Source organism: Paenibacillus pabuli (assembly GCF_039831995.1).
Taxonomy (GTDB): domain Bacteria; phylum Bacillota; class Bacilli; order Paenibacillales; family Paenibacillaceae; genus Paenibacillus; species Paenibacillus pabuli_C.
Window position 1 is genome coordinate 288,477 of record NZ_JBDOIO010000004.1, and the last position, 26,557, is coordinate 315,033.

Here is a 26,557-nt window from a genome sequence, read left to right on the forward strand (position 1 = left end):
GCTTTTTGTCATTGTGATGAAAAAGAGCATAAGCGAACCGCTGAGCTGCATATACATGTGGATAACATTTTCTAAATAGTTTCACTTGTTTTATAGGGCTGGAGCTTTTATAGTAATCTAGCAACTCTGCGAAAACGTGAATGCTGTCGACCTAGGACGAAACGGAGCGAGAACAGGCCGTTTTTTTACCTGTTTTTGAACATTTGAAGATCAGGCATTTATGATAGAATAGATAAACACACTTTTGGGGAGAAGGAGATCAAGCCATGCGCATGAAGAATTTGCTGCATTATACTGAACATCATCGCTACTGCGTATACAGGGAGTTTGGACTTAGTGCTCTGGACGACCGTATGCTTACCGGAGCATATCAGCCCATGGTAGGTGCTTTCGCGATTGGCTTGTATCGGCTGTTGTTTCAGCATCTTCCCGGTGAACAGGTCGGTTACTCGCCCCTTGAACAGCAACGTAAACTGTTCATGACACTTGGACTCGAGCCAAGTGAGAAGGGCCGCAAGTATTTGGTGGAGCAGGCTTCCAAGCTGGAAGCGGTCGGATTGCTTCAGACGTCACGCCTTTACATTCCGGAAAATGATGATTACATCTACGAATATGAGCTGCAGCCACCGCTGTCTCCGGCTGAATTCTTCCGTACACAGCACTTGACACTGCTGCTTCGTGACAAGATCGGCAAGTTTGCTGTTCTCTCTCTTCGTTCCGGATTTTCGGCAGTGGAGAACGGGGACGCACCTTATCCAGCAGCGAGCAAAGAAAATATCTCGGTTCCTTTTTACGATATATTCGAACTGAATACGCATGTTATAGATTACGAGCTGGAGCAGGCGCTCTCGGAAGTATCCACATCCGCTCAGCGGAATGGGACAAGTGTCGCGGCGGAAGAGCTTACGTTGAATTATGCCGACATTATTTTGCGTTTTCCGCGCGAGTCGGTGAACCGTCGTCATGTGGAAAAGCTCCGGTTTGATCACGAGCAGCTGGGCATTGTGAATTATGTGGTGAACAAGTTCAATCTCAGTGTGCAGGACGTGTGCCGTTTACTGGATGAGGATGATATCTTCAGCCCGCAAGGCCAGCTCATGTTGGACGATCTTCAGCACAAGGCAAGCTTGCAGTTCCGTCAGACGAAGAAGCGTCTGGAGCAGCAGACTGTACAGGCAGCTAAAGTGGTAGCGCTAAGGCAGCATCTGGAGGAGCCTGAGCAGCAGAATGATTCCGGGGAACCGCCAGTGGAACATGTGGTGCAGATGGAATACTATGTAGAGGTTCCGCCGCAGTTTGCAACCAAATGCGATATTCATCAATACAACATGATGCTTCGCAATGAGCCATATACACGACTGTTACAGACCTTTTTCCCAGGTGCCGTGCCGGATAATCTGGTCGATATCTTTGAGAAAATTGATCTGAGCTATAAGCTGCCTGGTGAAGTCATTAATGTTCTTATCCATTACTTGATGCAGCTCCTTGTGTCGGGCGGAGAACAGCGGATTAACCGCAACTTCGTTGAAGCGATTGCTTCCAATATGCTGCTCAAGCAGGTCAATTCATATGAGAAGGCAGTCCAATATATTCGTGACCAGGCCAAGGTAAAAGGCAAGCAGGCTGCTGGTGCAGCCGGAACCCGTACCCGTACATACGGCAAAGGAGCCAAAGCCAAGCCCGAAATCCCGATTGTGCAAGATGTTGCAGCTGAAAGCGATGGCGTATCCGAGGAAGAGTTCGAAGAGATGATGAGATTCGCCCAGCAGATGCAGGCGAGCAAGCAAAAAGGAACTTCCTAATAATATTATGGATTAAAAACAAAAGGCGAGTCTCCTTATTAAAAGGAGGCCCGCCTTTTTGCATGTAAGACGATCTGCATTGCAAATATGCTGAAATCGTCTATCTCAAAATGGTGGTTGCCTTATTGCCTGCATAATCTTCAATAACGAGCTTCAGCGAGCTGCTGCTGGATGCAGGTGTGAAGGTCATCTCGCTCAACTTTGTTCTTCCCCGAATGATATACGGGAATTTTTGAGTAACGTAAGTCACCCCGAATTCGCGAGGCACTTCATTTTCATAAACATAGATCTTGTACCAGTCCTCCAGATCAGGCAGGGCAAGTGTGTATTTTCCATCATTTACCGTCACCTTTTCCTTAGCGTATGGTGTAATCTGATGATCAGCCAGTTGTCCAGTATACGTGACCGGTTTTTGGTTACCAATGGCAATGTTGAGCTCGTAATGTTCACCATTCGTTGGCAATCCCGTCAGGACAGCAGAAGATTTCCCTTTTTTGACCTGAATGGTCTTCGTGAAGGGTTCAGTCGTATATTCGGTTTGCAGCGTGAGCTCGATCGCTTCTTTGCCTTTGGTTTTCTTAGGATATTTCCAGCTGACGGTAGCGTCGCCCTGTTTGTTGAATTTCACTTGAATGTCCTGAACGGCTGCATCCAAATTATAGGACAGGGTGGCAGGCTCGCTCTCACGGCCATCTGCGCCTACGGCACGAATAGATAGCTCACCAGAGCGATTTTTCAAAGATTTAATGTAATAGGTGGAATCATAAATTCCGCCAACATAGGACCCATTTTCATATAAATTGTATTGTTTAACCTTCGAATAATCTTCGATATCCCATTCCACAACGAGTTCATCTGTATTGGTCAAAGACTTGGCGATGTGGAAACCTGTAGGGGCATCTGGTTTGGCCGCAGATCCATCGAAGATACGGATTTCACCGATGTTCATCTGATAATTTTCAACCGTTATCCCATTTGGGTCAAATACCAGTCCGAAAGCCGCAATTTTTTGGCCCGCAAAGGCACTCAAATCCAGGGAAGCTGTTGTCCAGCCTTTCGTTTGTTTGCCTGAATTCGGAATATTGACTTTGACCACATGGGATGGATCATCTTCCAGAATTAAACCGACTTGCAGGGTGGACGTATCGCTCTTCGATGGTTTGTTATAAGTGAGTTCCAATGTAGACTTCGCATTAACCGATAGATCAGTTTTGTACAGACGCAGGAAGTTCTCCGCGTTCAGATCACCGTTAACGACGAGAGAACTGCCACCGTTGAAGGCACCAATGGAATCGTATTCGTAACGGGCACCTTTTTCATAAGTTGGACCATAGTCAAAATCAACACTCAGCTTATCACCTTCGCTATCCATCCACCACTGCCAGGTGACAGGGATATCCTGGATGTTGATGTTGGACCATTCGGTATCATTGGATACCTTCCCGTTTTCATAATATTGCAGACCATGTCCTGTATTGAAATTCGTAGTAAAGTTTGAACCATTAATGACCGAACGTTCCGTAAGGTAGGCAGCTATGCCGTCCCAATTGGCGCCGGAAGCATAGACATCCGACAGATCAACCGATGCATTGCGGCGGGCTTCGCTAGGGTCCTGATTCGGTCCTGACCACCAGGCACGATCGCGTACAAAGGTCATCCACTGATATTCGTCTTCAGCCCTGTGATTAGTGCTGCCATCGCCCATCTCTTCATCAAGGGCATTATGGGTAAAGTCTGCACCCAGCGTTGCTATGCTGTTCATCGGCTGGCCGTTCTCATCCAGATTGTTGCGCAGGTCATAGAGCTGTTTCCAGCGTCCAAACCGGTCATGGCCGCCTTCAACTCCGGCGAAGACTGTTTCCAGCGGATCAAGTCCAAGGCTAACGGCATGATCACGTGAATCCTGCAGCATCTCATGGTTCCAGACATAGTTCAGGAAAATGGAATCCGAAACTCTGCCCAAGGCCGTGTCCTGTACGAAGGGGCTATTGAGTTCGTTGAACTCATTCTGGTATTGAATCTGTCCTGTCGTATTAATGGTAGAATCATACCACTGGACATAGAGGCCCTGATCTCTTAAATATTGCATGAATTTTTTGTAGGATGGAATGTCTTCAGGAGCAACGCCCTTCGCTACCTCTTCCTGATTGAAGAAGTATCCATCATAATTATAATACTTGGCCATCTCCGCCAATTTGACAGCGACCGGGAAATTGCCGTCTTCATCCTGTACGAGCATCTGCTTGTACGTTTGAGGACCACGGTCATTGTCGGAGAAGAAAATGTTAGCGATGGAACGAACGCCGTTTTTGTGCGCGGCATTGGTGTAAGCCGGGTTTGGAATGTTCAGAATGCCAAACTCGAAATATCGCTCTGTCCACTCCTTGTTCGGGTCGTACAGCTCTTCCGGCACTCCGGCAGAAGCCATACCATGCCAATAGCTGTAATAGTCTGTATATTGCCAATAATTGAACAGATACTGGCTAAACTCGTTGGTATAAGGGGTACTGTCGAAGAACGCATTGCCGTAATCACCACTCATCGTAAACAGCTGGGTGTCCGGACTAAGTTCGGGGTAGGCCTGTGTGGCGGCAAAGGCGTCATTACGCGGCTGCAATGGGACATGTGCACGAAGCAGTTCTCCATAGATATCACTCTCGGGTGTCCAGTTCAGAATCTGGGCAGAGGTGTAGCCATGCTGATAGGGCTGATTAACGCCTTTGGCACTGTCACCTGTGTAGGGGAGTGTATCTCCCGCATAGACAGATGAGGCGACCAATTGTCCGAGCAGGGCTGACGTAATGGCCAGTGCAGTTACCTTGGGAATGATGCCTTTCGGTTTGAGTTTGCGTGTCATGCTGTTCCTCCTTCAAGTGGACTGAATGTAAGGTATTCGTTTACACAAATATAAACTTATGGTTAACGATAGAGCATGAAAGCATTTTCAAATAGGGCGAAATTAAAGAAAGGCAGGTATAAACTAAAGAAAAGTTCGAGGTGAGAAGTTAATGTCAGAGGGCAAATGATATAATTCAGATAGGACAACCGCATCGGGGGGAACTTGCGATTTGAAAATTGTTAGCGTTTACAATAATTTCTTCAAAAATAATATGTTTATGAAAATGCTGCTTATTTTCTCGATGATTTCGATTGTGACGATTATTACATTGTCGTATATCATTTTCTTATCGGTGTCCGACTCCACGATCCGCCGTGAACTGGCTATCCAAAAGGCAGCGATGGAAAGCGTGGACCGATATATTCATCAGCAGTATGAGTCGGTGCAAAATATGGTGAGAGATATGCATCAAAATGAGGCACTGTCGGCCAATATCTCCTATCTGATGAGCCATACCTATGCGGATTATGTCCAGCATCTGACGAACGGATATTATGCCAATCAGGATGACTATTCCGCCGATGTACTGAAACATTTCCAGAACATTATGGATCGAAATGCGGATATCCATCAGTTGATGTTATATAGTGCAGAGCGCCAGGACATGTCCATGTTCAGCCCCAATAGGCAATTCAAGAAGCTGGACACCAATGCTGCCCATTCCTATATTCCTGACGTGATGGCCATGGAGACACCTAATATCAGTGCACCCAACTACTGGATTCGCAAAGAGATTAATGAATGGAGCCCGGACCTGTACGCGATTCGTGTTCCCATCAACAATACACAGACGCTGCGGAATCTGGGCCAATTCCTCGTATTTTTTGACTCTGCAGGCATTGGTAACGCGCTGGATAGTTATGAGAGTAACTTTAAAGGAGAGATTGTGGTACTGTCGGCAAAAGGTACCGTTTTATTCGACTCCAGCAGCAACTATTACGGCAAGAAATATCCTTATGTTGAAGTGGCGGACTCGCTGTTCGACCAGACCGACATGGACTCGATGAAAATGGAAAAGAACATGTATGTAAACAAGTTTGTCTCGGCAGACCAGGGTTATGTGATTGTAGCCACGGTTCCTGTGAAGGAGATGGCTGAGGCTTATTCGGGTATTCGGAATACGATTATTACGATCAGCACCGTATGTACCCTGTTTGCCGTGCTTGTTCCGGCGTTTTTTATCATTAACTTTGCCAAGCGAACCCGGAGAATTATCCGATTCACCCAGAAGGTGAAGTATGGCAATCTCAGTGCGCGTATTGAAGACACCCGTGACGATGAGCTTGGACAGATCTCGCACAGCTTTAACGATATGCTGGATGAACTGAATTTGTATATTGAGCGGGTGTACAAAGCCGAGATCAAACAAAAGGAGACAGAGCTGGTTGCTCTTCAGGCCAGAATCAATCCTCATTTTCTCTATAACACGCTTGAAGTGATACGAATGAGAGCCATTTCCCAGGGGGCAAGGGATGTTGGTGAGATGATCTACAGTTTATCCGTGCTGTTCAAGAGCCTTGTTCAGCAGAAGAAAAACTATACATTGAAGGATGAGATGGAGGCTTGTCGTCTATATCTGGAGCTCTTTCGAATCCGTTACAAGGATATCTTCACCTATACCATTCAATTGGATCCTGTGCACAATCAACATCCTGTGGTCAAGCTGTCACTGCAGCCGATCATTGAAAACTATGTCGTGCACGGAATCCAGACGGAACGCTCGGATAACAAGTTGTCCATTGTGGTGGAAGAGCTTGGTGATGTGCTGCAGGTGGAAGTCAGAGATAATGGCAAAGGCATTGCTCCTGCCAGATTGACTGAAATTCGTGAAGAGCTCGAGCGTCCGGAGGAATCGGGACAAATGTTTGGGCTGCGCAGTGTGCACAGTCGTCTGCGCTACCTGTATGGACCGGAGTTTGGAATAACGATAGAGAGTACGCTTGGAGAAGGAACGCTGATCAGGGTGCGTTATCCTCATACGGAAGGGACAGGTGTTTAGCATGTACAACGTATTTATTGTGGACGATGAGCCGTTCATCATTGAAGGGTTATACGAGATTGTGGATTGGTCCTCGTTTGGAATGGAAATTGTAAACCATGCCGGCAATGGCCAGGCGGCGCTCCGAGCTCTGTCTGCCCAACCTGTCGACATTCTGATCACGGATATTTCAATGCCCATTATGAATGGATTGGATCTGATTCGGGAAGCAAGGCGTGTCCAGCCTGACCTTAAAGTGATTATTCTCAGCGGATTCAATGAGTTCGAATACTTGAAAGAAGCCATGCAGCTGGGGATCGAAAATTATCTGCTCAAGCCGATCAATGTGGAGGAGCTGGAATCAACGCTGCGCAACACGGCCTCCAAGCTGGATCAAGTGCCAGCCAAAACAAGTTATGATGCCTACGGTATTCAAATTCTGAAGGACAACATTCTCCATCGATGGTTGACGGGGCAGATCGCAACGGCAGAATTCGAGGAGCGTTCTCTGTTCATGAATCTTACACTGGATGGGCCTTGCTATGGCATTGCCATTCTTCGTACGAAAGGAGAAGAGCCGGGCATATTTGAACAAGTGCAGCGTTTACTTGTAGACAAGCCTTATGTGAGTACTTTCCATGATTTGGATGGCGATATCGTTATGATTGCGAGTTTGGACGAGCAGCAGGTGGATAGACAGATGTTCATGGATTGCGTTACATCTTTATCCAGGCAGACCGCAGAAGCGCACCCGTCGGTTTATATTGGTGTGGGGAGCATGGCCCAGGGGATCCATAAGGCTCCCGCGAGTTACAAAGAAGCCAAGCGGGCTCTGCAGTATGTGATGATCTACCCTGATCTGAAGGTGATCGATCATGCGATTCTTGAAACGGGAAGCAGTGCTGGCAGTCGTTTTTCCTTCGACTGGAAGGAATACGCCAAGCTGATGTTATCTCGCAATACCGAACAGCTTGCGGAGCGAATCCAAACGGATTTTGAACAGTATCGCGACGGAATGACCCCTGTGGAACTGCAGCATACGGCACTCGAATTGGTAATTCGCTTCAAGATGGAACTGGAGAGCATCAAGCATACGGACGAGTCTGTCATTTACCAAAAGGGACTAAGGCGGGTACTGGGCAGCAGTACCTTTGCGGAACTGGTGCAGGCCCTTCAGCAAGTGGGGAGCGAGACGATTGAATCTCTGCTGCAGGATCTGAAAAATCCGATCGTGAGCCAAGTGCTTCAGCATATCGACAAGCATTACGCAGAAGAGCTTTCCCTGAAGCTGCTTGGGGCACATTATCATCTGCATCCCGTGTATCTTGGACAACTGTTCCACAAGGAGACGGGAGAGACTTTTGCCGAGTACATCAATAAATACCGGATCGAGCGCGCCAAGGAACTGCTGCGCAGCTCCAATCTGAAGGTGCATGAGATCGCAAGAAACGTTGGATATTGGGAGACGGGGTATTTTTATAAACAATTCCGCAAATATGTAGGCATTTCACCGACCGATTTCAAGGTTTATAGTTAATTCGGTAACTGGGAAATTCGATCTGCTGCCTCAACGTATAAGAGACATATCGGGAACAGCATTGGCATGCGAAGAGTTCGGTGCCAGATGTTACCCGGTATGTCTCTTTCATGTAAGCGATTTATTAAATCAGTGACAAAAACAAGAGTCAGGGAGAATATCTCTTTAATTTGTACCTCGAAAACTTAAGTTTATCTTCTTTTTGAAAATGCTTTCATTCGATAAGGTTATAGCAGTTAGTTCGTTAGTGCTTAAGGGAAAACGAAAAGGGAGGATCTAACAATGCTTAAAAAAAGAAAAAGTTTTTCTCTCGTCCTGGCATTATTAATGGCCGTTACACTTGTATTGAGTGCCTGTGGTGGAAGCGAGAGTGCTTCGGAATCCGGCGGGGCTGGAGATGATTCAGTCGAATTGATCTGGTACACCATCGGTACCCCGCAAAAAGATGTGAACAAGGTCATGGAAGAAGTCAGCAAGTATACCAAGGAAAAAATCAATGCAACCGTAACGATGAAAATGGTCGATTGGGGTGACTACCCTCAAAAGATGCAGGTCAATGTGGCTTCAGGTGAGCCCATGGATATTCTGTTCACTTCTTCGGGCGGATTCGACTATGTACAGAATGCCAGAAAAGGCGCATTTATGGAGCTGGATGAACTGCTTCCGGAATACGGCAAGGAGCTAAGCGAAACAATCGATCCGGCATTCCTCAGCGGTTCCAAAGTGGATGGTCATAACTACGGTATTCCAGCCAACAAGGAGCTGCCGCAGCAGGAGGTATGGCGTTTCAACAAAACGCTGCTCGATAAATACAAGCTGGACATCTCCAATATCCGCACCTTGGATAGCCTCGAACCTTTGCTCAAAACAATCAAGGAAAATGAGCCAAGCGTGACGCCATTTGCAATGGATAAAAACTATGTTCCTTACGTTCCTTATGACTATGTCATTCAAAATTTGCCCATGGCAATCAAACTTGACACAACGGATTACAAACTCGTGAACATCCTGGAGACTCCTGAAATGAAGGAAGCGCTCACAACGATGAACAAATATTACAAAGCTGGCTATGTGTCTGCTGAGGCGGCAACAACGGGATCAACCAATGACCTGACGACATCGGGCAACTGGTTCCTGGATCGTGCACAGACACAACCACTGGCTGACAATCAATGGTCTGCAAGTTATGGATACCCTGTCGTTTCTACACCGGCAAGTGATGCCATCATCACAAACACTTCCGTACAAGGATCCATCATGGCGATCTCTGCCAACTCCGAGTATCCGGAAAAAGCTATGGAATTCCTAAACCTGCTCAATACCGATCCGGTGCTGCGCAACATGGTGGACTCCGGTATCGAGGGCACGCACTACAAAAAAGTGGACGACACACACATGGAAAACTTGCCGGAATCGAAGAACTACGATATGCCATCGTATTCCCTCGGTAACAACATGCTGCTCTATCTGAACAACAACGATCCGGATAACAAATGGGATGAGTTCAAGAAATTTAATGCTGAAGGCGTGAATTCTCCAATCCTCAGCTTCAACTTTGATGCAAGCAACGTTTCTGCTGAATTGACAGCTGTACAAAACGTGAAAGAACAATACTGGGCCGCATTGATGACTGGTACGCTGGACCCGGCGACCAACTTGGATCAGGTCATTGAGAAGTTCAATCAAGCCGGTCTTGAGAAGGTAATGGCTGAAGCCCAAAGCCAGCTTGATGCCTGGAGAGCGGAAAATAAGTAAGGTTACATTCGTAGGATCGGGCGGCTGCATGTAGCGTCCGATTCTTTTTTTTCATTCAAGCCTGAAGGAGGATATCCCAATGACTGCATTTTTGAAAAATCTGATAAAAAACCGAGTCATGCTGTTCATGGTGCTGCCTGGCGCCATTTGGTTTTTCTTCTTCTCTTATCTGCCTCTGGTGGGCACTGTAGCGGCATTCAAGGAATATCGCTTTAGCCGTGAAGGATTCTGGGCCAGTCTTGCGAAGAGCGAGTGGGTGGGCTGGGACAATTTCAAATTCCTGTTCAGCACCAATGACGCGCTGCTGATTACCCGAAATACGCTTCTATACAACATCGCCATCATTTTCCTGGGGCTCGTGTTCGCCGTAGGTTTGGCCATTTTACTCTCAGAGCTTATTAATAAACGGCTCGCTAAACTATATCAAACGGGGATGTTTCTCCCGTACTTCCTCTCCTGGGTCATTGTAGGTTACTTTGTGTTCAGTTTCCTGAGCATGGACCGGGGAATGTTGAATCAGATCATCGGCTGGTTCGGGATGGAACCCATTCAGTGGTATTCGGAAGCCAAGTATTGGCCGTACATTCTGATATTCGTTGCACTCTGGAAAACGATTGGTTACAACAGTATCGTCTATCTGGCATCCATTCTGGGCATTGACCGTTCGCTCTATGAAGCGGCCATGATTGACGGTGCGAGCAAATGGCAGCAAATCCGCAACATTACGATCCCATTGCTATCACCAATCATCACGATTATGACACTTCTGGCTGTGGGCCGGATCTTCTATGCTGACTTTGGTCTCTTCTATCAGGTACCGAGGGATTCGGGGACGCTCTATTCCGTTACGAATGTCATTGACACGTATGTCTATCGCGGCTTGAAAACGAGCGGTGAGATTGGCATGAGTACCGCTGCCGGATTGTATCAATCGGTCGTGGGCTTTGTACTGGTTATCATCTCCAACTATGTAGTACGCAAGATCGATAAAGATAGCAGCTTATTCTAGGACAAGGGAAAGGAGTGAACCACTGTGGCTCAACTCGTAAAAAAACGCGATTTCCATCATGTATCCAGCGGCTGGAACATCATCATGAATATCATGGCCGGTCTATTCGCTCTGATCTGTGTATTTCCATTTATATTTGTCGTCATCATCTCGTTTACGGACGAAAAGGCATTGGCCCGTGATGGGTACCGCCTGATTCCCGCGGAATGGAGTCTTGCAGCATATCAATTTGTCTGGCAGAGCGGAGACACCCTGCTGCGTGCGTATGGAGTTACTATTCTGGTTACGGTACTCGGGACGATCATCAGTTTGATCCTCATGTCCCTGTATGCATATGCCATTTCCCGCAAGAGCTTCCGATATCGAAGATTTTTCTCCGTGTTTGCCATTTTGACCATGTTGTTCAACGGCGGGATGATCCCGACCTATATGGTCGTATCCCAGCTGCTTGGATTGAAAGATACCGTATGGGCACTGATTCTGCCGCTGGCGATGAATGCCTTCTATATTATGATTCTGCGTACGTTCTATTCCACCAGTGTGCCGGATGCGGTCATCGAATCCGCGAGAATTGATGGCGCCGGAGAGTTTTATACCTTTATGAAAATCGTAATTCCATTGTCCCTGCCGGGGCTCGCAACCATCGGATTGTTCAGTACGCTCGGTTACTGGAACGACTGGTTCAACGCACTCTTATACATTGATAATCCCAACCTGGTACCGCTGCAATCCATGCTGATGCGGATCGAGTCCAGCATCCAGTTTATTCAGCAGAACTCCGCCAACAGTTCCATGAGTCTGGCAGCCATGCAGTCCATTCCGCAGGATACTTCCCGGATGGCGATGGTCGTGCTTGCAACGCTGCCGATTATATTTGCTTATCCGTTCTTCCAACGCTATTTCGTACAAGGTCTGACGGTGGGAGCGGTGAAAGAGTAGCCGGATCACTCTATAGGATGGGAGAGTTTCAGGATGATGACGTACAAGGACAAGAACAAACCCGTAGAGGAACGGGTTCAGCAGTTGCTGAGCCTGATGACTACGGAAGAAAAAGTAGGCCAACTCATTCAGCCATTTGGCTGGCAGACCTATACGAATGACGAGGGAAACATCACGCTGAGTGATTCCTTCAAAGAGCAGGTGGAGAATGGCGGCGTCGGCTCTCTCTATGGTGCGCTTCGGGCCGATCCCTGGACTGGCGTTACACTTGAAAATGGTCTATCCGCGAGAGAAGGTGCGGAAGCCGTTAACCTGATTCAGCGTCATGCAGTGGAGCATTCCCGACTGGGGATTCCGATCCTGATTGGGGAGGAGTGCTCTCACGGCCATATGGCCATTGACGGAACGGTATATCCGGTACCGCTGTTGCTCGGCAGCACCTGGAATGTGGACCTATACCGGGAGATGTGCCGGGCCGTAGCCAGGGAAACGCGTGCCCAAGGTGGAGCGGTTACGTATTCTCCGGTACTGGATGTCGTGCGTGATCCGCGCTGGGGACGTACCGAGGAATGTTTTGGCGAGGATCCGTATCTCATTGGGGAACTGGCGGTGGCTTCTGTCGAGGGACTTCAGGGGGATCGCTTTGACCGGGAGGATACGGTAGCTGCGACGCTGAAGCATTTTGTCGGTTACGGCAGCTCGGAAGGCGGACGCAATGCAGGACCTGTACACATGGGCTGGCGTGAACTGATGGAAGTGGATCTGTATCCATTCCGAAAAGCGGTGGAAGCGGGGGCAGCATCCATCATGCCGGCGTATAACGAGATTGATGGCACGCCTTGTACGGTGAATACGGAATTGCTGGATCATGTTTTACGCCAGGACTGGGGCTTTGAGGGTCTGGTCATTACGGACTGTGGCGCAATCAACATGCTGGCAGGCGGACATGATGTCGCAGCAGATGGGCTGGATGCATCCATCCAGGCCATTCAGGCAGGCATCGATATGGAAATGTCCGGTGAGATGTTTGGACAGTATCTGGTGCAGGCTGTTTCAGAGGGAAAGCTCGATGTGCAGGTTTTGGACCGGGCTGTCAGCCGCGTACTGGCATTGAAATTTAAACTGGGACTGTTTGAGCAGCCTTACGTGGATCCCGACCGGGCAGCAGAAGTGATTGGCAGTGAGCAGCATATCCAGCTGGCGCGTCAATTGGCCGCAGAAGGAGTAGTTTTGCTCAAAAATGAGGCAGCCGCGCTCCCGCTATCCAAAGCAGGGGCTGGGCGAATTGCCGTAATCGGACCGAATGCGGATCATGCCTACAATCAGCTGGGGGATTACACGTCACCGCAACCCAAATCCAAAGTGGCAACGGTACTGGATGGTATCCGCTGTAAGCTTGCAAGCATCGAAGCTGTACGTGTGGATGGAACATCTGGAGCCAATCCGTCCAGTCAACCGGAACAGGTACTCTACGCGCCAGGTTGCCGAATTAAAGGCGATTCCAGAGAAGGCTTCGAGCATGCCATCGAGATTGCCGGCAAGGCAGATACGATCATCATGGTGGTTGGCGGCTCAAGTGCCCGTGATTTTGGGGAAGGAACAATCGATCTGAAGACAGGCGCATCCAATGTGTCGGATCATTCCTGGAACGATATGGAGTGCGGAGAAGGCATCGACCGTATGACATTAGGGCTTGCAGGAGTACAGCTGGAACTCATTCAGGAAATCCACAAGCTTGGCAAAAAGCTGATCGTTGTCTACATCAACGGCCGCCCCATCACTGAACCTTGGGTGGATGAACATGCCGATGCCATTCTGGAGGCATGGTACCCGGGTCAAGAGGGCGGGCATGCCATTGCAGACATTCTGTTTGGCGATGTGAATCCATCAGGCAAATTGACGATCTCCATTCCGAAGCATGTCGGTCAGTTACCCATCTACTACAACGGCAAACGTTCCCGGGGCAAGCGTTATCTCGAAGAGGATCTGGAGCCTCGTTATTCATTCGGATACGGACTTAGCTACACCACTTTTGAATATAGCGAGCCGGAACTCAGCAGGGCATCCATGACCGCTGGCGAATCAGTTACGGTATCGGTCAATGTAACTAATACGGGCCCTTGTAAGGGCGCGGAAGTAGTGCAGATGTATGTCACCGACGTGGTTAGCCAAATGACTCGTCCTGCCAAGGAACTGAAGGGATTTACGAAAGTAAACTTGGAGCCTGGTGAGACACAAACGATTGAATTCCGGGTTGGTGCGGAGCAGCTGCAATATATCGGACGGCATCTGAAGCCTGTTGTTGAACCGGGACTATTCCGTATTCATATCGGTGGCAGCGTGAACGATACGCAAGTGGCCGAGCTGACAGTAAGGGAGGCGTAAAACATTGGAACGTATTAGACGATTTATTCGCGAATTGTCCGAACATCAGTGGCTGGAGCAAATGGAGCTTCGCAGCTGGAACATCACCCGTGCTTATTATGACGTGCCGGGAAAATATGAGACTCAAGGGCCTTATCCGGAGGGAGAAGGCCTGGATCGTTTTCCAAGCACGCAGGGAACCACATACTTCTTTCGGACCCGTCTGGAGGTCCCCTCTTCCTGGCAGCATGCGCCATTCGGACTGTTGTTTCAATCGGGAGGAGAAGGATTGCTGCGGGTGAATGGCCGTTCCTATCAGGGTCTGGATCGCAATCATACGTACGTTACGCTTGACCCATCCAGCATTGGAATCCATCCTGAACTTGAAATCGAACTGTTCGATCCGGTACCTGAGCCTGTTGATCCGTTGAACCAGCAGGCCGTAATTCAGCCGCCAATCACATCAATCACTAGTTTGTTGGTGAGACCGAACGAGGCGGTTCGCAGCCTGATGTATACGCTCATCATTGTACGGGATTCGGCTGTACTGCTGCCCGAAAGCGACTTCCGACGTGTACGCCTGCTGGAAGCCATCTATCGTGCAATGGATCAATTTGTCGGCCTCACAGATGAAGAGATTAAGCAGGGGGAAGGCATTCGCCAGATTGAAGAGAGTTTAGCGAATCAAGTACGGGAGATTGGTGGTAACGCCGAAGGTCTTGAACATATGGTGGGACAGTCCCACATCGATATTGCCTGGCTGTGGCCTGTACGGGAGACGGTTCGCAAGACAAGTCGTACATTCTCAACCGTGGATGCACTAATGAACGAATATCCCGATTATGTGTACTCCCAGAGCCAACCTTTGCTGTATGCCTTTCTGAAGGAACATGATCCCGAATTGTATGCACGGGTGAAGCAGCGCATTGCAGAAGGACGCTGGGAACTGGTTGGCGGCATGTGGGTTGAGCCGGATCTGAACATTCCGAGCGGGGAGTCCCTGATTCGCCAAATGTTATATGGCCAGCGTTTTTACATGGAGGAGTTCGGTAAGACATCCCAGATTGAATGGCTGCCGGATACATTCGGGTACTGTGCCTCCCTGCCCCAGATTTTGAAGCATGGTAATGTAGAATATTTCATGACGACGAAGCTGGGATGGAACGATACCAATGTATTCCCATACGATCTCTTTCACTGGGTTGGCATTGACGGTACACCGATCCTGTCCTACCTCAACCATGGTGTCAACGAACACACCTTACCGAAGGATATTCATGATCACTGGCAGTCCTACCGTGAGAAAGCAGCACACCCCGAGCACATGCTCCTGTATGGACATGGTGATGGCGGCGGCGGGGTAACCCGCGAGATGCTGGAATATGTGGATCGCGCAGACCTGATGGTAGGACAGCCTGCTAGTCGCTACAGTACAGCAGCAGCTTTTTTTGCAGGCATTGAAGCAGAGCAACCTAAACTTCCTGAATGGCACGGTGATCTGTACCTGGAACTGCATCGAGGCACATATACGACACATGCACGCAACAAGCGGAATAATCGCAAAGCAGAGGTTCTGTATCGTGAAGCCGAGCTGTGGAACACTCTCGCTCTGCCGGACATGGAGACTCAGGCGGAAAAGGAAGTGCGTTCCGCACTGCATGAGGGCTGGAAGCTGATTTTGCTGAATCAATTCCACGATATTATTCCAGGATCTGCGATTACGGAGTCCTACGTGACTTCGGATGAGGAATATGTACGGGTTTTCGAGTTAGGTAGAGCAGGGCTGAACCAAGGCGTTGAGGCATTGACGGCGGGCATTAATACACAGGGGCCCGAGGGTTCAGAGGCCTATGTGGTGTTCAACAGCCTCGGCTGGAAGCGTAGTACTGTCGTTCAGCTCCCCGTGCACGATGGCTTGGAGCGTTACGCGATAGATGAAGAGGGTCAGCGCCTGAGACTGGATCGGGAGGATCACACGATTTCGATTCTTGTGAACGACATTCCGGCATTAGGGTATAAGACGATTTGGCTGGTACCTGAAAACATGAGGGAAACGAATGTACGAGAAGTGATCAGCTTTACCGGTCAACCAGCCTTTAACGATACATGGGATACCGCGTTCTATCATGCAGAGTTTAACGAACGAGGTGAGATTACTCGTCTGTGGGATAAGGCAGCAGAGCGGGAAATGCTGAAGCCGGGTGAACGGGGCAACCAATTCCACTTTTTCCACGACCGTCCAACGCTCTGGGATGCATGGGATATCGACAGCCGTTATGAAGAGCAGGTTGCCGGGGAAGTGGAGCTATTGGAGAAAAAACTGGTGCTGGCTGGTACAACGAAGGATGTACTGCGTTTCCGCTGGAAACTCCACCAATCGGTAATTACACAAGATATCGTCTTCTACCATGAGTCACGGCGGATCGACTTCCAGACACAGGTGAGCTGGAACGAAAATCACAAGCTTCTAAAAGTCGGTTTTCCAATCGATGTCGTGACTTCCAAAGCGACCTACGAAATTCCCTTTGGCGCATTGGAGCGGCCAACGCACCGTAACACCAGTTGGGAACAGGCCCAGTATGAAGTCTGTGGTCACCGGTTCGCGGATGTATCCGAATACGGATACGGCGTGAGCTTGCTCAATGACTGCAAATACGGCTATGACGTACAGGGAAGCACCATCCGTTTATCCCTGCTTCGTGCACCGAAATGGCCGGACCGTACGGCTGATCTGGGCGAACATGAATTCACGTATTCCCTGTATCCGCATGAAGGGGACTGGCGTAAAGCACACACGGTACGTCATGCTGCAGAGCTGAATCATGAGGTAACCGTGCAGCATGCGGAGCAAAGCGCAGGCAGACGTCCGGCAACAGGGGCATGGATCAATTTTGATAGCAGCCATGTTGTACTGGATACGGTTAAGCCGGCCGAAGACGGACACGGCACGATACTTCGTTTCTATGAATCTTCAGGCAAGCGCGAACAGGTAACCCTGCAATGGCCGCATGCATTTGAACAGGCGTACCTCTCCAATGCGTTGGAAGAAGCGGGAGAGCCTCTGGACAGCAGCAATGGTCAGATTACATTATCTTTTAAACCTTACGAAATCAAAACCGTGCTGCTGCGGTAAACCTTTTTGATATATTCCTTGAGCTATATAGGAGTAACGTATTTACACGATAACGGAGAGGCAGAAAGGATCCGAAGAAGCGAAGCGTTCGCCTTTATCCCCGGGTTTTCCCTTTGAAGAAGGGAATTCAAAAAATCTGGGGATAACAGCGATCGGAGGATATTTCTGACGCGCAGTGGTCCAGTGTAAAATTGATGTTTTATCCTAAATAGCTACACCATTCAATACGTTTAAGGAGTTGCACTCATCCATGGAACAATTCAGATTACCCAAAATACCAATGCCGCCTGTTGCTGTGCCGCAATCCATTCAGGCAGTGCTCGAAGAAGCGGAACAGAAGCTGGCTCACAGACCGAAGCTGCTTCAGTTATTCAAGAACTGTTTCCCCAATACGATCGAAACGACAACGAAACTGATGGACGATGGCACGACTTTTGTCATCACCGGAGACATTCCGGCCTCATGGCTGCGTGATTCCGTGGAGCAGGTGGTGCACTACATTCCGTTTGCGAAGGAAGATGAGGACCTGCAGCGGATCATCGGCGGGCTGATCAAGCGCCATATCCAGTATGTTCATATTGATCCGTATGCCAATGCCTTCAATGAGACAGCCAATGACTGGCATTGGAACACAACGGATGAGACCGACATGTCGCCTTGGGTATGGGAACGCAAATTTGAGATTGATTCGCTGTGCTTTGTTGTGCGGCTCGCCTACTTATATTGGAAGGAAACGGAGCTGACCGACATTTTTGATTCCAGCTTCAAGGCAGCCATGCGCAAAATCGTGGATCTGTTCAAAGTGGAACAGCATCACATGGAACAATCTCCATATCGCTTCACGCGCAATAACGGCATTCCTACAGATTCTCTGCGTAATCATGGGAAAGGCATGCCGGTCAATTATACAGGCATGATCTGGTCCGGCTTCCGTTCCAGCGACGATGTGTGCGATTTTCACTACAACATCCCAGGCAACATGTTTGCAGTTGTCGCTTTGCGCCAGATGCAGGAGTTTGCCGAGTGGGTGTTCCGGGATATGGCACTGCTGCAGGAGCTTAAGGATCTGGAGCAGGACGTGGATCACGGCATTCAGTTGTACGGCATCTATCGTCATCCGGAATTTGGCCCTATCTATGCGTACGAGACGGATGGGTACGGTAACTACTGTCTCATGGATGATGCCGGTACACCGGGACTGATGTCAATTCCATATCTGGGTTACGTTACTGCAGATGATCCGATCTATCAAAATACCCGCCGATTTGCCCTGAGCAAAGAGAACCCGTTCTATTATGAGGGCAAGGTTGCGAAAGGCATCGGCAGCCCGCACACGCCACAGGATTACATCTGGCATATGGGCTTATCCATGCAGGGACTGACGGCACAATCCGCCGAGGAGAAGCTGGAAATCATTCGTATGCTGGAAGCAACAGATGCGGATACAGGTTATATGCATGAAGGTTTCCATGCGGATGATCCAACGATTTTTACGAGAAAATGGTTTGCATGGTCCAACAGCCTGTTCTCCCAGTTGGTCTATAAATCCATGAAGGATGGCCTGTTATGAGCACACATGTGAAGGGAAACAAGCTGATTATCTTCGCTGATCCCGATTTTCCAGTAGAAAGCCAGCGGCCATCACACCAGGCTCTGGATACTTGGCAAGGGTCCAATGAGATCATCGTTGCAAGCGCAGGCGAACTGGCTGAGGTGTTGAATGCAGCAGCAGGTGAGGGTTGTTTGGTGAATCTGCACGCACCCTACTTTCCAAAATTCGCCTGGACTGCAATTGCAGCCTACCTGCATCAGGGAGGAAGCCTGATCAGTGTGGGTGGTTCTCCCTTCAAGCGTCCTGTCCGGGATGAGGACGGAGCTTGGGTTGTAGAGTCAGAGCAGACCGCATACCATCAGGAGCTTTATATTCATGAGGCGTTAAATGTATCTTCAGCGAGTGTACAAACGTACGCTTCATCTGAACAAATTTCACTACTTGCTGGCAAAGAGGACTTGTTTGAAATCGCAGATACGTGGAATCTGGTGCCGCATACCACCAAATCAAGTGATCTGCCTCACCAGATGGGTTCGGCTGGACCGATGAGCACGCAGATCTATCCGCTACTTTGCGGCGTGAGCAAGGATGGGCGCAGCATCGCCGCTCCGGCCGTCCTGTGGGAGAACTCCCGCAGTACATTTGCCGGTTCACGATGGATGTTTGTGAATCTGCCGCTGACCGCCTCATTCTGGGAGCAGGACGGTGCTAACGAGATTGTGAAGTGGGCCCAATTCTGTGCCAAAGGGGTAACCGAGCTGTCCCTGAAACCCAACTATGCGACGTATGAACCAGGTGAACGGGCTGTACTTACGCTTCAGGGTCAGATTTTACAGCGTACTGGCGACAGACGTGCGGTGTCCGAGCTGTGGACGTTCGACCTGACCGTTGAAAGGGAGGATCGGACAACCGCTACGACTGAGAAGGTATGGAGCCACCAGCTGGAGATGGAGCTTTCGGGAGAGCAGCAGTTTGCGCGTCTTACACTCCCGGCTTCAGTAGAAAGTGGGCTGTACCGAATCGTATGCCGTGCGCAAGCACCTGACGGGGAAGTTCGAATTTTGCGCCAAGGTTTCTGGGGTCAGGATGACGCATTGCTTGCTGAAGGGGAAGTGATTACCCGGAGCAGAGACTATTTTGTAAAAGACGGACGACCTCTGCCTGTTGTAGGCATGACGTACATGACCTCCGATGTAGCCCGGAAATTCCTGTTTCTGCCGAACGCCGACGTATGGGATCGGGACATGGCACAGATGGCGAAGGCCGGTATTAACTGGATTCGGACCGGGATCTGGACGGCCTACCGCAATATGATGCAGGTGGACGGACATATGGCAGAGGACGTGCTTCGCGCGATTGATGCCTTCCTGTTAACGGCGAAGCGCCACGGCCTGCAGGTCACGTTTACGTTCTTTTCCTTTACACCTGAGACGTGGGAAGGCACGAATCCCTATCTGGACCCGCAAAGCGTCGAGGCACAGAAGCGTTTCATCCGCAGCATTGTCAGCCGGCATACGCATACCACCCATGTGGATTGGGATCTGATTAACGAGCCATCCATGTTTGATCCGGTGCGCATCTTCTCGGCTGGCCCACGCTCGGCCAGGGATTCGCATGAACAGCAGGCATTTGTCGATTGGCTGCAGCAGCGGCATGAGACCATTGAAGCGCTGCAAGAAGCATGGAACATGTCACCGAAGCAGCTTCCAAACTTTGCAGCTGCAGTTATTCCGGAGCCGGAAGAGATTAACTTTGATGTACAGGACATGCACAAAGCGAAAAAAGGAACCCGCTGGCTCGATTATTGTCTCTTCTCGATGGAGATGCACAATGTTTGGGCAAGAGAGCTAGTAGGTACGATTAAGGATCTGGTGCCGGATCATCTGGTTACCGTAGGTCAGGACGAGGCCCTGGGTGCACAGCGTCCTTCGCCGTTTTTCTATGAACGCGAAGTGGATTATACAACCGTGCACTCCTGGTGGTTAAACGATGATCTGATCTGGGACGGCATTTTCACCAAAACGCCGTATAAACCGAATCTCATTCAGGAAACGGGCATCATGTATGTGGAAACTCCGGATGGACGTGCCAAGCGTACGGAAGCAGAGCTTCGCAGCATCCTTGAACGAAAGTATGCCTATGCTTTCGCCACAGGTGGTGCCGGAGCGGTGCAATGGATCTGGAATACCAACTTTTATATGGATAATGCCAATGAGTCTCATATCGGGGCACTTCGTGCAGATGGTACAGAGAAGCCGGAAGCGGATGTATCCTATGATTTTGGCCGATTCATGCACAAGGTGCGTGATCTCTTCGAGGATCGCGAGCTGGAGGATATTGCGGTGGTGTTCCCGTACTCCAATGACTTCTCCAACCGTTCCCTTGCTTACGATGCAACAACCAAGCTTACGCGTGTGATGTCCTATGATCTGAAACTGCCGTTCCGTGCCGTATCCGAATATCATTTGGAAGCACTGGAGCAGCAGCCACCGAAGCTGATTATCGTACCGAGTCCGCATAATATGGATACGGAGGCATTGCTTCAGCTTCTTGCATTCACGGAGAAGCAGGGTGCATGCCTGCTGATCACTGGACCGCTGGGACTGGACGCGTACTGGAAGGCAAGTGATCGGGCAGATCATATCGTGGGTAAACGCAGTTTGGGTAACGTGCAGCGTGAGGAACTGCTAAATATTAATGGAGTGAATCACCGAGTAACCTATGGAAGACGCCGTATTGCGGAAGTGGCAAAGGAGAATTTGCTTCATGGGGATAAGGTTACACCAGATGAAGTGACTATTGTGCCATGGGGAAAAGGGAAAATCATGTGGACCCCGCTGCCCCTCGAGCTTAACGGACGGGATGAGCCGCTCGCGGACCTGTATCGTTATGCGGCCGAAACGGCTGGTATCTATCAGGAGCTGGAATGGATATCTGGCGGAGAAATCGTAGGGATTTATGGCCGGAAGCTGAGTTTTCCAAAAGGAAATCTATATGTATTTGTGTCAGAGTCTTCACTCAATCATAAGGTTCATGTAAGAGATACCCGCACTGGCGTATCCTATGAATTCCAATTGGAGAAAAATCGCTCCGTGCTGTTTGCCACAGATGCTGCAGGAAAACTGCATACGGTGTATCGCCCTGAAGATGTTGAGATTGTACAACAAGATGGAGAGGTGGGCTAACTCATGACGGAACAAAAGAATAAACCAAAAACCAAAAGAGCCCATATCATTTCGCACACCCACTGGGATCGGGAATGGTACCTGCCCTATGAGAAGCATCATATGCGGCTCGTTCAACTGGTGGATTCACTGTTAGATGAGCTCGATGAGGGAGCGGACTACAAAAGCTTCTACCTGGATGGACAAACGATCATCATCGACGATTATCTCCAGGTTCGCCCGGAGCAAAAGGAGCGGCTGGAGAAGCATATCCGGAATGGCCGGATCGTGATCGGGCCTTGGTATATCTTGCAGGATGCGTTCCTTACCAGTGGTGAAGCCAATGTGCGCAATATGCAGGTTGGACATCGGGATGCGAAGCGTTACGGCACGCCTTCTAAGATCGGTTATTTTCCCGATACGTTCGGGCTGGTTGGACAGACGCCGCAGCTCATGCTGCAATCTGGCATCGATAACGTCTTTTTTGGAAGAGGCGTGAAACCTACAGGTTTCAATAATACAGTATCGGATGCAGGTTACGAATCCAGCTTCTCGGAGCTGATGTGGGAAGGTCCGGATGGATCGAAAGTGCTGGGTGTGCTATTTGCCAATTGGTATTCCAATGGTAATGAAATTCCGGTAGACGAGGCTTCAGCCCGCAAATTCTGGGAAACGAAGCTGGCAGATGCCGAGAAATATGCCTCGACCAATGAGCTGCTGTACATGAACGGATGTGATCACCAGCCTATTCAGCGGGATCTGCCTGAGGCAATCCGAATGGCCGAGCAATTACATCCCGACATTGAGTTCGTTCACTCCAACTTTCCAGATTATCTGACTGCTCTGAAAGAATCAGCGGAACATGAGTTGTCCACGGTAAAAGGAGAGCTGCGCAGCCAGCGTACCGATGGCTGGGGTACCCTGGTGAACACCGCTTCTGCACGGGTTTATCTGAAACAGATGAACCAGCTTGGTCAAGCCATGCTGGAAAAGGTGGCTGAGCCACTGGCATCCTATGCCCATCTCCTTGGACATGCTTATCCGCATGATCAACTGACCTATGCCTGGAAAACGCTGATGCAGAACCATCCGCATGACAGTATTTGCGGCTGCAGTGTGGATGAGGTCCACTGCGAGATGGTCACACGATTCGAGAAGAGTCGTCACGTCGCTGAAGCGATGATTGAAGAGAGCACAAGTCAGATTGCTGCTTCGGTGGATACCTCAATTTTTGCCAGTTATGGTGAAGATCCGCGACCACTGATCACGTTCAATACGACAGGGTGGGAGCGCAGCGGCGTTGTTCAGATCGAACTGGATGCTGCTCGTATCTACTTCCGTGATGGAATTTCATTAGAGGATATGGCTGCCCAAATGAACAACGTAGATCTGTCTGGTCGTGTCCTCGTTGATGAAAATGGATTGCTCGTTCCGTGTACAGTTGAAGATCTGGGGCTGCAATTCGGATACGATCTGCCGGATGACCGATTCCGTCAGCCGTACAGCTGCCGTCGGGTCAGAATTACATTTGAAGCTGGGAACGTGCCAGCGCTTGGCTTGAAGGCGTATGCCTGGGTTCGCAGTGAAGCTATGGTTGAAGCTGTTACGAATGGCTCTGAGCTGCGCCTTGGCGAACGAAGCATGGAAAATGAGTATGTGGCAGTAACGATCGCAGATAACGGTTCCTTTACACTGAAGGATAAACGGACAGGACGGACGTACCAAGATCTTGGCGTTTACGAAAATGTTGGGGATATCGGTAACGAGTACATGTTCAAGCAGCCGGAGAACGAAGTTGCTCTGACTACAAGAGAACTAACAGCTGAAATTCAGATCCTTGAAGATACGCCGTACCGTACCTCCTACGAAATCGCACATCATTGGGAAATCCCTGCTTCGGCGGATGAGATGCTGGATCGTGAACAACGGGAGCTCATCTATTACCCGTATCGCAAGGCGCAGCGTTCCAAACAAACCACCACACTGCGTATTCGTACGATCCTGTCGTTAAGTCGCAGCGGAAAAGGAGTACGTTTGCAAACCACGTTCAACAATCAGGCGAAGGATCATCGTGTACGTGCCCTGTTCCCAACCGATCTGGCGACTGCTGTACACCACGTGGATTCCATGTTCGAAATTGCGACTCGTGATAATGTGCCCGCACCAGAGTGGCAAAATCCAAGCAATACGCAGCATCAGCAAAGTTTTGTGGATGTGAGCGAAGATCAGGCCGGACTGGTCGTAGCCAATCTGGGACTGAATGAATATGAAGTCCTTCAGGATGGGCGCAATACGATAGCCGTAACGCTGCTCCGTGCCGTAGGGGAGCTTGGGGACTGGGGGTTGTTCCCAACGCCGGAAGCACAATGTCTGGGAGAGCATTCGTTCCAAATGGAGATCATTCCGCATGATGGAAGCGGTGCATCATCCGATGCATACATCGAGGCTTACCAGTTCCAGGTTCCATGGACGCTGGTTCAAACGGATGTTCACTCCGGTACGCTGTCTTCAACGCATACACCATTTGCCTGGCAGGGGGAAGGCTTGGCATTCTCCTCATTGAAAGTGAATGAGGAATCAGGGGATCTGATGATGCGTTGGTATAATATGAAGCCGGGCACATCCCTGCTCAGTCTGGATGCGAACGAATTAAATACGAATGTTGAAGCATACAAGAGCAATATTCTGGAGGAGAAGGGCGAGAAACTGGCAGCCTCTTCAGATGTTTCTACTAATCGATCTAGCGGCAAGGAATGGTCCATCCAGATAGGCCCTTGCGAGATTGTTACCTTAGGGCTCGGTCGCTAAAGTAAGCAACCTGGGAGCAGGCAGGCACTGTCATCCACAGAATTCGCGATACGATATGTCACGTAGAAGATCGTTTTTCCAGTCGGAACATGTTGAGTTATGCCCCAAGTTTCTATAGAATGAACAATAGAATTGCAATCGATCGAAGGAACCTTTGCCATCATCAATGGTTATTGGTAAAATTCAGTGGTTCATTCTATATCGAATATATTAAGGGGGCTTGAAGCCATGGAATCCTTGGGAGGACTGCTTCAGCAGCTTAATCCTTCCTTTCGTGAGCAGTCGCGGCGAATTGCGGCGGAGTTGATGGAAGATCCGTACGTACGCGAATTCCGAGCAGGTCACCCGGAACTAAAAGATGCACAGCTCATGACCGATCTGAGCAAGCTGTATCAGTATGCCCGAGATTCGAAAAACTGTGCGAATTGTCCGGGGCTGGATAACTGTCCTAACGATTTCCAGGGTCACTTTTGCAAACTGGAAGTAGAGCATTTTAACGGTAAACCCGAAATTATAGATAAAAAAGCTCCGTGTTCCAAGCATATTGCAAGGCAAAATGAGCATGTGATCAAGAAGAGAATCCGCAGCTTCTATGTGGACGAGCGTGCGCTTAGTGCGGGATATAACGATGTTGAAATCATGGGCAAGGACCGGATGCGTGCTCCGGCGGTAAACCAGGTTCTGCGTTATATTAATGATACGAAGGAAAACGGATTATCTCCGCAAGGACTGTTTTTGGAGGGGTCATTTGGAACAGGCAAGACTTTTCTGATGTGCTATCTATTACACGAGTTAGCCGTTGCGGGATATACAGGCGTCATTATCTACATGCCTGACTTTGTGGAAGATCTGAAATCCATGATCACGGAAGGGCAGAAGCTGAAGGAAACGACTGATATCCTCAAAAGCTGTGACCTCCTCATCTTTGATGATATTGGTGCAGAGAATCTGAATCCTTGGGTTCGGGATCATGTCATGGGCTCCATTTTGAACTACCGCATGAATCGCAAACCAACGTTCTATACGTCCAACTACAACCTGGATGGGCTGGAGAAGCATCTCAGCTTTACGAGCAAGGATGGCGAGGAAATGAATAAGGGTCAGCGTCTGATGGACCGCATTCGTCCGTTTGTCGACGTGGTTTCCGTTCGAGGCGAGAATCAGCGGGGTAAGCGATAATTCATCTATTTATATCAAGTAGTCCACAAAAAAGCCTGGTTTTTCGCGGTGGTCGCGGAAACCGGGCTTTTTTGGTCCTGCTCGGGCCTGACATCCTATTCGGTCAGGAATTTGAAGATGACCATGCCGAAGAAGATGACTGTCATCAGGCCACCCATGCCGGCAACACCCGCAATCAGATCGAATAGATCGTTACGGGGCTCCTCGTTCACATGTTCACGCGGGTCGTTGATCCGCACATTTGCGTCCATGTTATTGCCTCCTTATGTGGATCAACAGCTCGCCCTTCCAGGGAGCTGAAGCCCGGAGTAATTTTAGTATACTTGGAAAAGAAAGCGTTTGTAAAGATTTAGCAGCAATCGTGTCAAGGTCACCAATTGTGAAGATTTGATGGTGGAGAGATGAACATTGCACGTTCATTTCACAAGTTTAGATGTC

The 26,557-nt window shown here is 49.4% G+C and carries 14 protein-coding genes; 12 read left to right on the plus strand and 2 right to left on the minus strand.

The features are described 5' to 3' along the window. Positions 1 to 266: 266 nt before the first annotated feature. Complete coding sequence (locus ABGV42_RS20950; RefSeq protein WP_347383514.1) at positions 267 to 1,802, plus strand: helicase DnaB; 1,536 nt, start codon at positions 267 to 269, stop codon at positions 1,800 to 1,802. Between the two features lie 100 nt (positions 1,803 to 1,902). On the opposite strand, the gene ABGV42_RS20955 is transcribed toward ABGV42_RS20950, so the two are convergent. Next, positions 1,903 to 4,659, minus strand: a complete 2,757-nt coding sequence (locus ABGV42_RS20955; RefSeq protein WP_347383515.1) for an endo-beta-N-acetylglucosaminidase — start codon at positions 4,657 to 4,659, stop codon at positions 1,903 to 1,905. A gap of 211 nt (positions 4,660 to 4,870) precedes the next feature. Between ABGV42_RS20955 and ABGV42_RS20960 the strand changes: the two genes are divergently transcribed. From ABGV42_RS20960 to dnaI, 11 genes are all read left to right on the plus strand, one after another. After that, positions 4,871 to 6,700: a sensor histidine kinase gene (locus ABGV42_RS20960; RefSeq protein ID WP_431523663.1), complete on the plus strand. Its 1,830-nt coding sequence runs from the start codon at positions 4,871 to 4,873 to the stop codon at positions 6,698 to 6,700. A gap of 1 nt (position 6,701) precedes the next feature. Then, entirely contained in the window at positions 6,702 to 8,216 is a 1,515-nt protein-coding gene (locus ABGV42_RS20965; protein ID WP_347383516.1) for a response regulator transcription factor, read from the plus strand. Positions 8,217 to 8,498: 282 nt separating this feature from the next. Then, a complete protein-coding gene (locus ABGV42_RS20970; protein WP_347383517.1) occupies positions 8,499 to 9,971 on the plus strand; it encodes an ABC transporter substrate-binding protein in 1,473 nt (490 codons plus the stop codon). Between the two features lie 79 nt (positions 9,972 to 10,050). Beyond that, a complete protein-coding gene (locus ABGV42_RS20975; protein ID WP_347383518.1) occupies positions 10,051 to 10,980 on the plus strand; it encodes an ABC transporter permease in 930 nt (309 codons plus the stop codon). Positions 10,981 to 11,064: 84 nt separating this feature from the next. Continuing rightward, complete coding sequence (locus ABGV42_RS20980; protein WP_217506623.1) at positions 11,065 to 11,919, plus strand: carbohydrate ABC transporter permease; 855 nt, start codon at positions 11,065 to 11,067, stop codon at positions 11,917 to 11,919. Between the two features lie 33 nt (positions 11,920 to 11,952). Next, the gene (locus ABGV42_RS20985; RefSeq protein WP_347383519.1) at positions 11,953 to 14,304 is read left to right on the plus strand and encodes a glycoside hydrolase family 3 N-terminal domain-containing protein; all 2,352 of its coding nucleotides are present in this window, start codon (positions 11,953 to 11,955) and stop codon (positions 14,302 to 14,304) included. 4 nt (positions 14,305 to 14,308) lie between these two features. After that, positions 14,309 to 17,416, plus strand: a complete 3,108-nt coding sequence (locus ABGV42_RS20990; RefSeq protein WP_347383520.1) for an alpha-mannosidase — start codon at positions 14,309 to 14,311, stop codon at positions 17,414 to 17,416. Between the two features lie 250 nt (positions 17,417 to 17,666). Then, the gene (locus ABGV42_RS20995; RefSeq protein WP_347383521.1) at positions 17,667 to 18,986 is read left to right on the plus strand and encodes a glycoside hydrolase family 125 protein; all 1,320 of its coding nucleotides are present in this window, start codon (positions 17,667 to 17,669) and stop codon (positions 18,984 to 18,986) included. After that, entirely contained in the window at positions 18,983 to 22,153 is a 3,171-nt protein-coding gene (locus ABGV42_RS21000) for a beta-galactosidase (RefSeq protein WP_347383522.1), read from the plus strand. The genes ABGV42_RS20995 and ABGV42_RS21000 overlap by 4 nt, the downstream gene beginning before the upstream one ends. 3 nt (positions 22,154 to 22,156) lie before the next feature. Further along, positions 22,157 to 24,940, plus strand: coding sequence for an alpha-mannosidase (locus ABGV42_RS21005; RefSeq protein ID WP_347383523.1), 2,784 nt, complete (start codon positions 22,157 to 22,159; stop codon positions 24,938 to 24,940). A 228-nt stretch (positions 24,941 to 25,168) separates the two neighbouring features. Then, complete coding sequence (gene dnaI / locus ABGV42_RS21010; protein ID WP_347383524.1) at positions 25,169 to 26,119, plus strand: primosomal protein DnaI; 951 nt, start codon at positions 25,169 to 25,171, stop codon at positions 26,117 to 26,119. Positions 26,120 to 26,214: 95 nt separating this feature from the next. Here the strand turns inward: dnaI and ABGV42_RS21015 are convergent, their stop codons facing one another. Then, positions 26,215 to 26,370, minus strand: a complete 156-nt coding sequence (locus ABGV42_RS21015; RefSeq protein ID WP_175399258.1) for a YqzM family protein — start codon at positions 26,368 to 26,370, stop codon at positions 26,215 to 26,217. Positions 26,371 to 26,557 lie beyond the last annotated feature (187 nt).

What these genes read in the sequence shown, in the direction of transcription:
- ABGV42_RS21015 (WP_175399258.1), bottom strand. Translation starts at nt 26,370, where the DNA reads ATGGACGCAAATGTGCGGATCAACGACCCGCGTGAACATGTGAACGAG.
- ABGV42_RS20985 (WP_347383519.1), top strand. Translation starts at nt 11,953, where the DNA reads ATGATGACGTACAAGGACAAGAACAAACCCGTAGAGGAACGGGTTCAG.
- ABGV42_RS20955 (WP_347383515.1), bottom strand. Translation starts at nt 4,659, where the DNA reads ATGACACGCAAACTCAAACCGAAAGGCATCATTCCCAAGGTAACTGCA.
- ABGV42_RS21000 (WP_347383522.1), top strand. Translation starts at nt 18,983, where the DNA reads ATGAGCACACATGTGAAGGGAAACAAGCTGATTATCTTCGCTGATCCC.
- ABGV42_RS20975 (WP_347383518.1), top strand. Translation starts at nt 10,051, where the DNA reads ATGACTGCATTTTTGAAAAATCTGATAAAAAACCGAGTCATGCTGTTC.
- ABGV42_RS20965 (WP_347383516.1), top strand. Translation starts at nt 6,702, where the DNA reads ATGTACAACGTATTTATTGTGGACGATGAGCCGTTCATCATTGAAGGG.
- ABGV42_RS21005 (WP_347383523.1), top strand. Translation starts at nt 22,157, where the DNA reads ATGACGGAACAAAAGAATAAACCAAAAACCAAAAGAGCCCATATCATT.
- ABGV42_RS20995 (WP_347383521.1), top strand. Translation starts at nt 17,667, where the DNA reads ATGGAACAATTCAGATTACCCAAAATACCAATGCCGCCTGTTGCTGTG.
- ABGV42_RS20950 (WP_347383514.1), top strand. Translation starts at nt 267, where the DNA reads ATGCGCATGAAGAATTTGCTGCATTATACTGAACATCATCGCTACTGC.
- dnaI (WP_347383524.1), top strand. Translation starts at nt 25,169, where the DNA reads ATGGAATCCTTGGGAGGACTGCTTCAGCAGCTTAATCCTTCCTTTCGT.
- ABGV42_RS20980 (WP_217506623.1), top strand. Translation starts at nt 11,065, where the DNA reads ATGAATATCATGGCCGGTCTATTCGCTCTGATCTGTGTATTTCCATTT.
- ABGV42_RS20970 (WP_347383517.1), top strand. Translation starts at nt 8,499, where the DNA reads ATGCTTAAAAAAAGAAAAAGTTTTTCTCTCGTCCTGGCATTATTAATG.